The organism is Aquicoccus sp. (genome assembly GCF_041686535.1).
Lineage (GTDB): Bacteria > Pseudomonadota > Alphaproteobacteria > Rhodobacterales > Rhodobacteraceae > Aquicoccus.
The window spans coordinates 1-12,879 of record NZ_JAWLDS010000035.1; the positions used below are offsets into that span (position 1 = coordinate 1).

At 63.7% G+C, this 12,879-nt stretch carries 13 protein-coding genes and 1 tRNA gene; 9 read left to right on the plus strand and 5 right to left on the minus strand.

From position 1 onward, the window contains the following. The 3 genes from hisS to hisG form a co-directional block, all read left to right on the plus strand. A partial coding sequence (hisS, locus tag ACESL9_RS09305; protein WP_372674749.1) for a histidine--tRNA ligase occupies window positions 1-1,219 on the plus strand: 1,219 nt, incomplete at its 5' end. Beyond that, on the plus strand, window positions 1,216-2,304 hold the full coding sequence (locus ACESL9_RS09310; protein WP_372612428.1) for an ATP phosphoribosyltransferase regulatory subunit: 1,089 nt from the start codon (window positions 1,216-1,218) through the stop codon (window positions 2,302-2,304). The genes hisS and ACESL9_RS09310, both read left to right, overlap by 4 nt. Then, window positions 2,301-2,996 carry an ATP phosphoribosyltransferase gene (gene hisG, locus ACESL9_RS09315; protein ID WP_372612426.1) on the plus strand — a complete coding sequence of 232 codons (696 nt, stop codon included), beginning with the start codon at window positions 2,301-2,303 and terminating at the stop codon, window positions 2,994-2,996. Before ACESL9_RS09310 ends, hisG begins: the two co-directional genes overlap by 4 nt. 164 nt (window positions 2,997-3,160) lie before the next feature. On the opposite strand, the gene ACESL9_RS09320 is transcribed toward hisG, so the two are convergent. Beyond that, window positions 3,161-3,592 (minus strand): DUF1489 family protein, encoded by a 432-nt coding sequence (locus tag ACESL9_RS09320; RefSeq protein WP_372612424.1) that lies wholly within the window; start codon window positions 3,590-3,592, stop codon window positions 3,161-3,163. 158 nt (window positions 3,593-3,750) lie between these two features. Between ACESL9_RS09320 and ACESL9_RS09325 the strand changes: the two genes are divergently transcribed. Next, window positions 3,751-6,015: an adenosylcobalamin-dependent ribonucleoside-diphosphate reductase gene (locus tag ACESL9_RS09325; protein ID WP_372612422.1), complete on the plus strand. Its 2,265-nt coding sequence runs from the start codon at window positions 3,751-3,753 to the stop codon at window positions 6,013-6,015. A 383-nt stretch (window positions 6,016-6,398) separates the two neighbouring features. Here the strand turns inward: ACESL9_RS09325 and ACESL9_RS09330 are convergent. From ACESL9_RS09330 to ACESL9_RS09345, 4 genes are all read right to left on the minus strand, one after another. Beyond that, a tRNA-Arg gene (locus ACESL9_RS09330) sits at window positions 6,399-6,475 on the minus strand. 48 nt (window positions 6,476-6,523) lie between these two features. Next, window positions 6,524-7,960 (minus strand): sensor histidine kinase, encoded by a 1,437-nt coding sequence (locus ACESL9_RS09335; RefSeq protein ID WP_372612420.1) that lies wholly within the window; start codon window positions 7,958-7,960, stop codon window positions 6,524-6,526. A 102-nt stretch (window positions 7,961-8,062) separates the two neighbouring features. After that, window positions 8,063-9,445 carry a dihydrolipoyl dehydrogenase family protein gene (locus ACESL9_RS09340; RefSeq protein WP_372674750.1) on the minus strand — a complete coding sequence of 461 codons (1,383 nt, stop codon included), beginning with the start codon at window positions 9,443-9,445 and terminating at the stop codon, window positions 8,063-8,065. Next, a complete protein-coding gene (locus tag ACESL9_RS09345) occupies window positions 9,445-10,185 on the minus strand; it encodes a TVP38/TMEM64 family protein (protein ID WP_372674755.1) in 741 nt (246 codons plus the stop codon). The genes ACESL9_RS09340 and ACESL9_RS09345 overlap by 1 nt, the downstream gene beginning before the upstream one ends. 284 nt (window positions 10,186-10,469) lie before the next feature. Between ACESL9_RS09345 and rpmH the strand changes: the two genes are divergently transcribed. The 5 genes from rpmH (at window position 10,470) to ACESL9_RS09370 (ending at window position 12,823) form a co-directional block, all read left to right on the plus strand. Further along, window positions 10,470-10,604, plus strand: coding sequence for a 50S ribosomal protein L34 (gene rpmH, locus ACESL9_RS09350; RefSeq protein WP_372612416.1), 135 nt, complete (start codon window positions 10,470-10,472; stop codon window positions 10,602-10,604). 125 nt (window positions 10,605-10,729) lie between these two features. Further along, window positions 10,730-11,077: a ribonuclease P protein component gene (rnpA, locus tag ACESL9_RS09355; protein ID WP_372612414.1), complete on the plus strand. Its 348-nt coding sequence runs from the start codon at window positions 10,730-10,732 to the stop codon at window positions 11,075-11,077. After that, on the plus strand, window positions 11,074-11,352 hold the full coding sequence (gene yidD / locus ACESL9_RS09360) for a membrane protein insertion efficiency factor YidD (RefSeq protein WP_372612412.1): 279 nt from the start codon (window positions 11,074-11,076) through the stop codon (window positions 11,350-11,352). The genes rnpA and yidD overlap by 4 nt, the downstream gene beginning before the upstream one ends. A 113-nt stretch (window positions 11,353-11,465) precedes the next feature. Beyond that, complete coding sequence (locus ACESL9_RS09365; RefSeq protein ID WP_372612410.1) at window positions 11,466-12,617, plus strand: aromatic ring-hydroxylating oxygenase subunit alpha; 1,152 nt, start codon at window positions 11,466-11,468, stop codon at window positions 12,615-12,617. Further along, window positions 12,614-12,823 carry a hypothetical protein gene (locus ACESL9_RS09370; protein ID WP_372674751.1) on the plus strand — a complete coding sequence of 70 codons (210 nt, stop codon included), beginning with the start codon at window positions 12,614-12,616 and terminating at the stop codon, window positions 12,821-12,823. Before ACESL9_RS09365 ends, ACESL9_RS09370 begins: the two co-directional genes overlap by 4 nt. Window positions 12,824-12,879 lie beyond the last annotated feature (56 nt).

Below are 12,879 nucleotides of genomic sequence, written 5' to 3' on the forward strand. Positions count from 1 at the left end.
GCCCACGCCCTATCGGCGCTATGCGATGGGGCCGGTGTGGCGGAATGAGAAGCCCGGGCCGGGGCGGTATCGCCAGTTCTATCAATGCGATGCGGATACCGTGGGCGCGGCCAGCGTGGCGGCGGACGCCGAGATCTGCGCGATGCTGGCGGATTGCCTCGAAGAGGTGGGCATTGCGCGCGGGGATTACATCGTGCGGGTGAATAACCGGAAGGTGCTCAATGGGGTTCTTGTGAGCATATTTGGGTTTGACCCCAATTCTAACGTCAAGAATATTGACGCAGACATTGCTGCACTTCGCGAAACCCTCGAAAAGCACGATTCAATACTAAGGACAATCGACAAGTTTGACAAAGTCGGCGCGGAAGGGGTGCGAGAACTCCTTACGAAAGGGCGTAAAGATCGGTCGGGTGCTTTCATCGATGGCGTGGGACTCACAAATTCGCAGGCCGCAAAAGTAATCGATTTCTTAACGTGTCGCGGAAAAAACAACGTTGAAACACTCGAACAACTTCGTGCCGCTGTCGGAAAGAGTGGGATTGGCGAAGAGGGGGTAAATGAACTTCAAGAGATTGCCACTCTTCTCGACGCCCAAGGCTACGGCCCCGACCAGATCGTGATCGACCCCTCGGTGGTGCGTGGTCTCGGTTATTACACCGGGCCGGTTTACGAGGCCGAGCTGACCTTTGAAATCCTCGACGAGAAGGGGCGCAAGCGGCAATTCGGGTCTGTTGCGGGGGGCGGGCGTTATGATGATCTGGTGAAACGTTTCACCGGGCAGGCGGTGCCGGCGACGGGGGTGTCCATCGGTGTCGATCGCCTGTTGGCGGCGCTGCGTGAGAAGGGGCGGATCGAGGCGCGCGATGTGGGGCCGGTGGTGGTGACGGTGATGGATCGTGACCGGATGGCCGATTACCAGGCGATGGTGGGGGAATTGCGCCGTGCCGGCATCCGCGCCGAGGTTTACCTCGGCAATCCGAAGAATTTCGGCAACCAGCTCAAATACGCCGACAAGCGCCATAGCCCGGTCGCGGTGATCGAGGGTGAGGACGAGAAGGCGCGCGGCGTGGTGCAACTCAAGGATTTGATCCTGGGGGCCAAGATCGCCGAGAGCGCCACGCTGGAGGAATGGAAGGAACGCCCGAGCCAGTTCGAGGTGCCGCGCGCCGACCTTGTGGCCAAGGTCCGTGAAATCCTTGCCGGGCAAGACGCAGGATGATCATGCGCACCGGTATCAAGGCCGAGGCCGCACGGCTGAAGGCGCTGTTCGAGGCGGCGGGCGCGCGGCCGGTCGAGGCGCCGGTTCTGCTCCCGGCCGAGGCGCTTCTCGATCTTTATGGCGAGGACATTCGCGCGCGCGCCTATACCACGTCGGACACGTTGCGCGGTGAGCAGATGCTGCGCCCGGATTTCACCGTTCCGGTGGTGCAGATGCACATGGCGGACGGGGCCGAGCCCGCACGCTATACCTATGCAGGCGAGGTGTTTCGTCGCCAGGAGGACGATGCCGAGCGCGCCAATGAATATGTCCAGGTCGGATACGAGGTGTTCGAGCGCGACAATCCGGCGGCCGCGGATGCCGAGGTGTTCGCCCTGATCCAGTCGGTGCTGACAGGGCTGCCGCTCAGGGCGGCGACGGGCGATATCGGGCTTTTGACGGCGGCGGTTTCGGGATTGAACACGACCGAGCGGCGCAAGGCGGCGCTGATGCGTCATATCTGGCGGCCAAGGCGCTTCCGGGCGCTGATGGACCGGTTTTCGGGCCGGGCCGAAATGCCGCCCACCCGCGCGGCGCTTCTGGCGAATGCGGACCCGATGGCTGCCGCGGCGCCAGTGATCGGTTTGCGCGGTCTGGACGAGATCGAAGCGCGGATCGCGGCGCTGCGTGAAGATGCCGCTGCGCCGCCGATTTCCAAGGGCGAGGTGGTATTGATGGACGCGCTCCTGTCGGTGCGCGAGACGGTGCCTTACGCGCTTGAGCAACTTCACGATCTGGCGGTGGACATGCCTGCGATCGCGCCTGCGGTCGAGCGGCTCAAGGCGCGGGCGGGGGCGATGGCGGCGCGGGGCGTGGATGTCAAACGGCTCGATTTCGAGGCGTCATACGGCCGGACGCAGATGGAATACTACGACGGTTTCGTGTTTGGATTCCATGCCGAAACTCGTCCCGATCTGCCCCCTGTCGCCACGGGCGGGCGCTATGACGCGCTGACCCGGATGTTGGGGCGCGGCGGCGAGATCCCGGCCGTGGGCGGCGTGGTGCGCCCCGGGCTGATGCAGATGCTGCGGGAGGGCCGGGAATGAGCGTCAAGCTGGGTGTGCCGTCCAAGGGGCGGCTGATGGACAAGACGTTCGACTGGTTCGGAGCGCGCGGGATCACGCTGGCGCGGACCGGGTCGGATCGCGAATATGCCGGGGCAGTCGAGGGGATCGACGGGATCGAGCTTGTGTTGCTGTCGGCAGGTGAAATCCCGCGAGAACTGGCCGCAGGGCGCATTCACCTTGGCGTGACGGGCACGGATCTCGTTCGCGAAAAGCTCGGCGGATGGGAGCGGCAGGTCGAGGAGCTCGCACCCCTTGGGTTCGGCCAGGCCGATCTGGTGATCGCGGTGCCGGCGTTCTGGGTGGACGTGGACACGCTTGACGATCTCGATGCGGCGGCGGCTGCCTTTCGGGCGAAGCACGGGTTTCGCATGCGGATCGCGACCAAGTATCATCGGCTGGTGCGTGAATTCCTGCGCGATCAGGGGGTGGCTGATTATCAACTGGTTGATAGCCAGGGCGCAACCGAGGGCACGGTCAAGAACGAGACCGCAGAGGCGATTGCCGACATCACGTCCAGCGGTGACACGCTGCGCGCCAATCATCTGAAGATTCTGGCCGATGGGCTGGTGCTCAAATCGCAGGCCACGCTGTTTCGGTCGCGCATGGCCCCCTGTGACAAGACTGACCGCAAGGTGATGGCCCGGCTGCTGGAGCGGTTGCAGGTGAATTGATGAAGGCGCCCCCGGCGCGGTGCTTTTCAGTTTCATGAACCGCTTGATCGAGGGCACAGGCGTGAATTTCGACTATGCCGGCGAAGAGGCATTGCGCGACAGCTACCGGCTATATGGCGAAAAGCTCAAACGGATGGTGGCCGAGAAACCCTTATCGGGGCGGATTACAGAACCCCGATTTCCGCGAGCTTGGCCGAAAGCTCCGGCGGCAGATCGTCATCGCTGGTCCGACCAGGGGAGATATCGGGTGGTGCGTCTTTTGGATCGAGATAGCGCCAGCCCTGGAACGGTCGTTTGAGCGCGGGCGCGGTGCGGAGCAATTCGGGGTCGAGCACGATGGCGCAGCGGCGGATGCCGTCCTGCCGTGTCACTTCGTCAAGCCGCAGGATGCGCTGGCGCGCCTGCACCACGCCCTTGATCACCCAGAAGATCGAGCCTCCATCCAGCAGCTCGGCCTCGCGGCGCGGCCACATTCGGGTGACGTGACGCGGCAATCCATCCGCGGTCTGGGCCTCTTTTCGGGTCTGCCATGCGGTCAGATCATCCACCGTTTCGGTGCCGACGCTGAGCTTGATAAGGTGTATCTTGTTCGACAATTGTTCGCCTCCACCAGATATGGTAGATTAGGGGCCTTCCATTGATTCTGCCACAGGTTCTGACGAATTCCTTTCGTGTCGGCCATGCCGTGATTGACCGCGACGGCACGTCCGCCTAGTTTCGTCTCTCTGCACACCACCGGCCGAGGACACTGCCCATGACCCGTTTCGCTGCCCCGATCGCCGAACAGATATGGGACATGAAATACCGCCTGAAGCAGGCCGATGATACGCCTGTGGACATGAGCGTCGAGGATACGTGGCGGCGAATCGCGCGGGCACTGGCCAAGGTCGAGACCGACCGGGAGAGTTGGGAAGAGCGATTCTATCACGCGCTCGAGGATTTCAGGTTCCTGCCTGCCGGCCGGATCACCGCCGGTGCGGGAACCGCGCGCAGCGTGACCCTGTTCAACTGTTTCGTGATGGGCATCATCCCCGACAGCATGGCCGGCATTTTCGACATGCTGAAAGAGGCCGCACTGACCATGCAACAAGGTGGCGGTATCGGCTATGACTTCAGCACCATCCGGCCCAGGGGGGCCGAGGTCAGGGGCGTGGCGGCGGATGCCAGCGGCCCGCTTTCCTTCATGGACGTGTGGGACGCGATGTGCCGTACCATCATGAGCGCCGGCAGCCGCCGTGGTGCGATGATGGCGACGATGCGCTGTGATCACCCGGATATCGAGGATTTCATTTCCGCGAAATCCGATCCGGCGCGGCTGCGCATGTTCAACATGAGCGTGCTGGTGACGGATGCCTTCATGGAGGCGGTGAAGTCGGGTGGCATGTGGGATCTCGAGTTCGACGGCAAGGTCTATCATACGGTCGAAGCGCGCGACCTGTGGAACAGGATCATGCGCGCAACCTATGATTATGCCGAGCCGGGGGTGATCTTCATCGACCGCATCAACCAGGCCAACAACCTTGGCTATTGCGAGACGATCTCGGCCACGAACCCTTGTGGCGAACAGCCTCTGCCGCCCTATGGCGCCTGCCTGCTGGGCTCGATCAACCTTGCGCGGCTGGTGAAAGACCCGTTCGGCGAAAGGGCGCAGATCGACAAGGGTGAACTGGCCGATCTGGTGACTGTCGCGGTGCGGATGATGGATAACGTGGTGGATGCGTCGCGTTTCCCGCTCGAGGCACAGGCGCGCGAGGCGCAGGCCAAGCGCCGGATCGGGCTGGGGGTGACCGGGCTGGCCGATGCGTTGCTGATGATGGGGCTCAGATATGGCAGCGATGAAGCCGCTGCGCAGACCGAAACCTGGTTGCACGAGGTTGCGCGGGCGGCCTACCTGGCTTCGGTCGATCTGGCGCGGGAAAAGGGGGCGTTTCCGCTCTTCGACGCCGAGAAATTCCTGGCCTCTGGCACGATGCAGCAGATGGATGCGGATGTGCGTGCGGCAATTGCCGAACATGGAATCCGCAACGCGCTTTTGACGTCGATCGCGCCGACCGGCACGATCAGCCTTTATGCCGGGAATGTCTCGAGCGGGATCGAGCCGGTCTTTGCCTATGCCTACAAGCGCAAGGTCCTGCAAAAGGACGGGTCGCGGACCGAGGAAGAGGTGGTCGATTTCGCCGTCCAGATGTGGCGCGACCGGTTCGGCGACGAACCGCTCCCCGAATATTTCGTCAACGCCCAGACACTTGCGCCGTCGGATCATGTCAGGATGCAGGCAGCGGCGCAGAAATGGGTGGACAGCTCGATCTCGAAAACGATCAACGTGCCCGAGGATATCGGGTTCGAGGCGTTCAAGGATGTTTACATGCAAGCCTATGAGACGGGCTGCAAGGGCTGCACCACCTACCGGCCGAACGAGATCACAGGCAGCGTGTTGAGTGTGAGCGAAAAGACCGAGGACGCCCCCGAGGCCGATCAGGGCGCGGATGTGATCTACATGTCCGAACCGCTCGACCGGCCCAAGGCGCTGGAAGGGACGACCTACAAGCTCAAATGGCCCGACAGCGAGCATGCGATCTATCTCACGGTGAACGATATCGTGGTCAACGGTACGCGCCGGCCGTTCGAAGTGTTCATCAACTCCAAGAACATGGAGCATTTCGCCTGGACCGTTGCGCTGACAAGGATGATCTCGGCGGTGTTCCGGCGCGGTGGCGACGTGTCTTTCGTGGTCGAGGAACTCAAGGCCGTGTTCGACCCGCGCGGCGGCGCGTGGATGGAGGGCAAATACATCCCGTCGATCCTCGCGGCGATCGGTGGCGTGATCGAACGGCACCTGATCTCGATCGGTTTCATCGCAGGCGAGGGCATGGGCCTCAAAACCGATCCGCAGGCCCAGGTAGTCAATCTCGACGCACCACCAAGAGGCGCGGCCTGCCCCAGTTGCGGACAGTATGACATGCGCATGGTCGAAGGCTGCATGACCTGCATGAGTTGCGGCCACTCGAAATGCGGCTGACGCTCAAGGAAAGAGGAACGTTGCGGCCGCGCAATTGCACCCGCGGAAGTGCCGGGAACTCGTGGCAATGCTGTGCGTTACAACGGCTATCGACGCCGTGACCACCCTCAAAGATGTGGCGCGGATACCGCGAGAGGACATGCCGAAACGCGTGGCCATGCTCACCACGATGATCATGGAAAAGTTCCTCGATCCGGGGGATGCTTCCGTGAGTAGGTATCGAGGCCAACCACAGAGATGAAGGGCTGATCAGGAGAAGAAATCCCAAGCATATTTTCCGGGACATCCCGGCTCGATCCAAGCCGCCCTTAAGGCAAAATGGAGGATCCAAGATCCAAGCTTTGCAAATATTGCATGAACATCAATGCCTTGAATTGATGTTGTGGCGGACCGAGGAGGATTCGAACCCCCGACCCCCTGATTCGTAGTCAGGTACTCTATCCAGCTGAGCTATCGGTCCGTTGAGGGCGTGGGATAGCCTCAAGGGTCAGGCAATGCAAGGGGCAAATCACGATTTTTCGGCCTTACGACCATTGACCGCGCTGCTCGCTTCGGACCAGCCAGCGTCGCTTTCGCCCCGGGGCAGGCGGATGGTGAATGCCGTTCCCTCGGGCCCGGTGTGATCCAGCAGAAGCTTGCCACCATGCCCGCGCACAAGTTCGGCCGATATCGCAAGCCCCAGCCCGGAACCACCTTTGCGCGCCCCGCCCTGAAAGGCGGTAAAGAGATGCTCTTGCGCCTTGGGCGGAAGGCCGGGGCCTGTATCGCTCACGGTGATGATCCAGTGGCTGTCATCCTCATGCGCCGCCACGGCAATTTCACCGCCCTGCCCGCTTCCCGTGATCGCCTGACGGGCATTGCGCACAAGATTGGAAAGCACCCGGTAAAGCTGTTCGGGATCGGCCAGTATGATCAATCCAGCGGGAACGTCCTCGGCGAAACTCACATCGGCATCGCCAACCGCCAGCCGCTCGCTGGCGACAACATCGCCGACCAGTTCGGACAGGTTGAGCCGCGAGAGCCGGGGCTCGGGTTCCTCGGCCTTGCCGAAGGCAAGCGTGGTCTCGCACAGGTTGACCGCCCGCGTAATCGAATTGACGAGCTTGGGGGCCATGCGCTGAACGGCCGGGTCCTTGCTCATCTCGATCCGGTCGGTGAACAGCTGCGCACTGGTCAGGATGTTGCGCAGGTCGTGGCTGATCTTGGCCACGGCGCCACCCAGCTGGGCCAGGCGTTCCTTCTGCTTCAGGGCCTGTGTCAATTGCGTTTCGAGCGATTTGAGCGCCTCTTCGGCCTCGCGCAGCTCAACCACGCCCGCGGTAGGAATGATGATGCGGCGCGAATCCTCGGGATCGGCGGCATAGCGCTGCATCTGCGCCACCACCCGCTTGATCGGTTTGACCAGGATCGCGCGCACCACGAAAAACAGCAGTGCCGCGGTGATGACCGAGATCACCGCCGAGAGCAGCAGAATGCGCAACCCGTAGTCGATCATCGACATGCGCAGATAATCGGTCTCCATCGACACCTCGATCAGCAATCCCGCCTCGCGCACCGGGTTGCCGATCACGCGGATGACGCGCGGTTCGGGGTCGGCGAGCCGCGCCATCGCGTCGCGGATCAGGATCAGGGGCGTTGCATCGCGCAGGTCGAAGGTTTCGTGCACGGGTTGCGGCATCGGCGAGGACAGCATGAGTTGCCGCGCCTCGTCGCGGCGCAGCACGACGTTGTATACCCCGGCATTGCGCAGCAACTCCTCTTCGAGGCCGGGGTCGATCATGTCGTCGGCCAGCAGTGCAAGGCTGGCGATCTGGGCGCGTTCAAGGCGCGAGAGCAGGAAATCCTCACGAAAGCGGGCGATCGAGGGAACAAAGATCAGCACCTCGGCCAGCATCACGAAAATGATGGTCAGGATCAGGAACCGGCCCGAAAGCGTGTTCAGCATGGCTCGCACCCCCGCGTCGTGGCGGTGGCCATGGCGTGCGCACGGCGCGGCGGGCGCATGGCCCGAGACATCGACCGTTCAACCCCGATCATCTTCACCCCTTCACGGCAGCCAGCGTTGCACGAGGCCGACCACCCGTTTCACGCCCTTGCTATCAAAAAGCCGGGGCGAGAAATAGGCGCCCGCGGCGCGCTTGTTGATCTCGCCCAGCGAGGGATAGGGCGAGATCATGCCCGCAATGTCACGCATCTTGAGCTTGCTGGCCAGCGCCAACGACCAGAGGTTGATATGTTCGCCCGCCTGATGGCCGACAATGGTCGCGCCCACCGGGCGGCCCTTGACCACCATCACCTTGACGAAACCGGCGGTCCAGTTCTCGGCGATGGCCCGGTCGCTGCTGGCATAGTCGAAGCGCGCCACTTCGACCCGGTCGCCATGCATCTCGCACGCCTGCGCCTCCGTCAGGCCAGCCTGTGCCAGTTCGGGATCGGTAAAGGTGGCCCACGGTATATGGTCGGTCCGCACTTTCGCGGGCAGGCCAAGGAGTGCCTGCCGGATCACGAGCCCCGCGTGATAGCCCGCAACATGGGTGAATTGCGGCCCGCCCGCCACGTCGCCAATGGCCAGCACGCGGCGGTTGGTGGTTCTGAGTCGCGCATCCACCTTGACGCCCGCCCGGATCGTCTCGATCCCGGCGGCGTCGAGGTCGAGGCTTTCGATATTCGGCTTTCGCCCCGCAGCGACCAGAAGATGCGTGCCCTTGAAGACGCGCCCGTCCTTCACCTCGACCTCGATCGCGCCCGGCTTGCCGCGTATTTCGGCGGCCATGGCATCCTCCTCGATGGCGATGCCCTCGCCACGCAGCGCGTCGAGCACCACCCCTGCCGCCTCGGGGTCGTCCTTGCCCAGCGCCTTCATGCCCTCGATTACGGTGACGTCACAACCCAGCCGCCGATGCGCCTGCGCCATTTCCATCCCGATCGGCCCGCCACCGATGATCAGCATGTGACCGGGCGTTTTCTCAAGGTCGAAAATCGTCTCGTTGGTCTCATGCGGCACCTTGTCCAGCCCCGGAATCGGCGGCACCAGCGGCGAGGAACCGGTGGCGATGACGATCCGCCGCGCGGTGATGCGGGTCTCCCCCGCCTCGACCTCGGTGGGCGAGACGAAGCGACCGTATTCCGAGATGACACGCACGCCCAGCCCCTCGAACCGTTCGACGCTGTCATGTGGTTCGATCGTGGCGATGACCTTTCGCACATGGTCGAGCGCTTCGGCATGGGTGGTCTCGATGCCGGCGTGGGCGCGCTTGCCCATCGCCAGCAGCGCCTTGGACGGAACGCAACCATAGTTGAGGCAATCCCCGCCCATCTTGTGCCCCTCCAGAAGCACCACGTCGGCCCCCATCTGCGCCGCACCCGAGGCAACCGAAAGTCCGCCGGAGCCGCCACCGATGACGAGGATATCGGTCTTTATCCGCTCCATCACAACGCCCTCCCGCGCACGGCCCTGAGGATGACCGGCAACAGCGCCAGCGCGCAAAGCCCGAGGATCGGCAGCAGGATATGCGGCTCGAAGATCACCCCCAGGTTCGGGCTTTCGCCACGTTCGAACACCTCGCCCAGCCCGGCACCGACCGAGGTATAGACGACGCCGCCGGGGATGATGCCCAGGAAGGTCGAGATCATGAAACGCCGCAGCGGCACGTTCAGGAAAGCCGGGAGCAGGTTGGCCACGAAGAACGGCACCGCCGGCACCAGCCGGATCAGGAACAGCATAGACCACTGGTTCTCGTTGATCCCCTGCGTAATGCGCTTGATCGTGCCCTCGCCCGCCTCGATCCGCGCCGAAAGCCGCTCGCCAAACCCCCAGCGCGCAGCCAGAAATATGACCGTCGCCCCGATCGTCGCGGCGGCGACGTTGTAAAACGCGCCGGGAAACGTGGCAAAGAGGAAGCCGCCGGTCAGCGTCGCCACCGTGGCACCGGGCAGTGAAAAGGCCACGATCACCACGTAGGCGATGATGAACGCCGCGACGGACGGCCAGTAATAGGCATCGCGAAACGCCAGCAGCGTAAGACGGTGATCGCGCAGCGTTTCGAATGTCAGAAGATCGCGCAGGGCAAAGGCACCCACAGCCGCAACCGCCAGAATCAGCAGAAAGGGCAAGGCGCGCAGGGTGCCGGATTTTCGCGGTGATCCATCTGGTCTTGTCATATCGGTCATCTTCATGGTGGCTCCTTTGGGCCCTTGTCTGACATGAAACTGTGCCGCGTGCCGCAAGGAACCCACGTTTCTCACGTGGCCTTGAACGCATGCCCCCGAAACGTGAGGATTTGCCACCGAAACCTCGGCATTGTAACAATTCGCCCGGTGCGCCCCCGGTTTTGTTGCAAAACCTGGCACTGGCCGTTTGACAGGCCGCGCGCGCGGCCCTATAGACCGGGCTTCGATGCATTTCCGGGACATCCGCGAGTCCGCGCCTGTTCCCAACTGACGGAGACGGAGCGATGAAACGCACCTTTCAACCCTCGAACCTGGTTCGCAAGCGCCGCCACGGGTTCCGCGCCCGCATGGCCACCAAGGCCGGCCGCAAGATCATCAATGCCCGCCGCGCGCGTGGCCGCAAGAGCCTGAGCGCGTAAGCGTTCGGCCCGGCGTATCCCTGCGCCGGAATCACTTGCAAAGATGACCGTTCCCACACCGCCGGGGCCATGGCCCGGGCGGTTTTCGCTTGTCCGGCATCCACCTTTGTGGATAAGGCCCGATCATGACCAACGCCCCCGAAATCCTCAAGTCCCGATCCGAGTTCCTCGCCTGCGCCCGCGCGCGCCGGCAGGGCACGCGCGGGATGATGGTGCAGGCAAGGCAACGGCCCGATGACCCGGATGGCCCGATCCGCGTGGGGTTCACCTGTTCGAAAAAGGTCGGCAACGCGGTTGCGCGCAACCGCGCCAAGCGCCGCCTGCGCGAGGTGGCGCGCATGGTCCTGCCCGGGCATGGGCGCCCGGGCTGGGATTACGTGCTGATCGGACGGGCCGGGGCCACGATCGACCGGCCGTTCGAGGCGCTCAAGGGCGATCTCGTTCATGCTCTCAAGCGGATTCACGGCGCATGAGCCCGCTGGCCCATATCGTCGCCCTGCCGGTGCGCGCCTATCGGCTCCTGTTCTCACCCTGGGTCGGGCACGGCTGCCGCTATCAACCCACCTGCAGCGCCTATGCGCTCGAGGCGCTGGAACGCCACGGCGCGATCCGGGGCGGATGGCTCGCGCTTCGGCGCATCCTGCGCTGTCACCCCATGGGATCGAGCGGCTATGACCCGGTGCCCGGTGCCGACCCCGCGCATGACGCTGAGCAAGGCACGCGCTGCGATCACGACCACCACGGCTGAACCGCCCCGCTGCACCGTTCGCGTCGCCTTGCGTCAGGCGCAGGTCGCGGTGGGACAAGTCGTCGCGGCAATTCGCCCTAGGATTCCTCCATTCGAATCGTGGAGTGCCGCCAATGACCACCGACCTTTCGACCGTGATCCGCCCCATCGCCAACGCCCATGGCCTGCCCAATGCCCATTACACCGACCCGGGCGTTTTCGCCGAGGAACGTAACGCGCTGCTCTTCGACGAATGGGCCGGACTGGCCGTGGCCGCCGACGTGCCCGAACCGGGCGATGCAAAGCCGGTCGAGTTCCTGGGCGTGCCGCTCCTGCTGTTGCGCGGGCGTGATGGCGTGGTGCGGGTCTTTCACAATATCTGCCGACACCGCGGCATGATCCTCGTCTCCGAGCCGCGCCGGATCGAGGGCGCGATCCGCTGCCCCTATCATTCCTGGTGCTATGCCCATGACGGCCGCCTTGTCGCCACGCCCCATGTCGGCGGGCCGGGCATGAACACACATGACGGGATCGACCGCGATACGCTGGGCCTGGTCGAAGTGCCCAGCCATATCTGGCGCGACGTGATATTCATCAACCTCAACGGCAATGCTGCCCCGTTCGAGGAGGCCCAGGCCGACCTGCTGGAGCGCTGGCGCGAATTCGACAGCCCGCACTACCATGGCGGCGCCGACAGCCGCTTCACGCTCGCCGTGAACACCAACTGGAAACTCGCGGTCGAGAATTTCTGCGAAAGCTATCACCTGCCTTGGGTGCATCCGGGCCTCAACAGCTATTCGCGGCTCGAAGACCATTACCATATCGAGGCGCCGGGTAACTATTCCGGGCAAGGCACCCATGTCTATCGCCAGATCAGGGGCGAGGATGGGGCGGTTTTCCCCGATTTCCCCGGGCTGTCGTCGAAATGGGATGCGGGCGCGGAATATGTCGCGCTCTATCCCAACGTGCTTTTGGGGGCGCAGCGCGATCACGCCTTTGCCATCATCCTCGAACCCGTAGCCCTCGACCGCACGGTCGAGCATATCCACCTCTACTATGCCACGCCCGAGACCGACGACGCCCTGCGCGCGCAGAACACCGCGCAGTGGAAACTGGTGTTCGAGGAGGACGTGTTCGTCGTCGAAGGCATGCAAAAGGGCCGACACACACCCGGGTTCGATGGCGGGCGATTCTCACCTGCGATGGACGGGCCGACGCATCTCTTTCACGCCTGGGTGGCGGGCAAGATCGCCGCGCGCCGACAACAGGGCCTCGCAGCGGAATGAACGATCTCGATGCGAGGATGTGTGCGGCGCATGAGGCCGGGGACGGCGCGGCGCTGATCACGCTCTACACCGAGGCCGCCCTGATCGCGGCCAGCGACACGGCGCGCGGATTCTACCTCACCCACGCTTTCGTGCACGCGCTCGAAGCGGGCGACGCGCGCGCAAACGACCTGCGCGCGGAACTGCACGCCATGGGCCGAATCTGACTGCACAACGCTGCGCGTGACACAGCTGCGAAACCACGCACGCCCCCTTCCCCCGG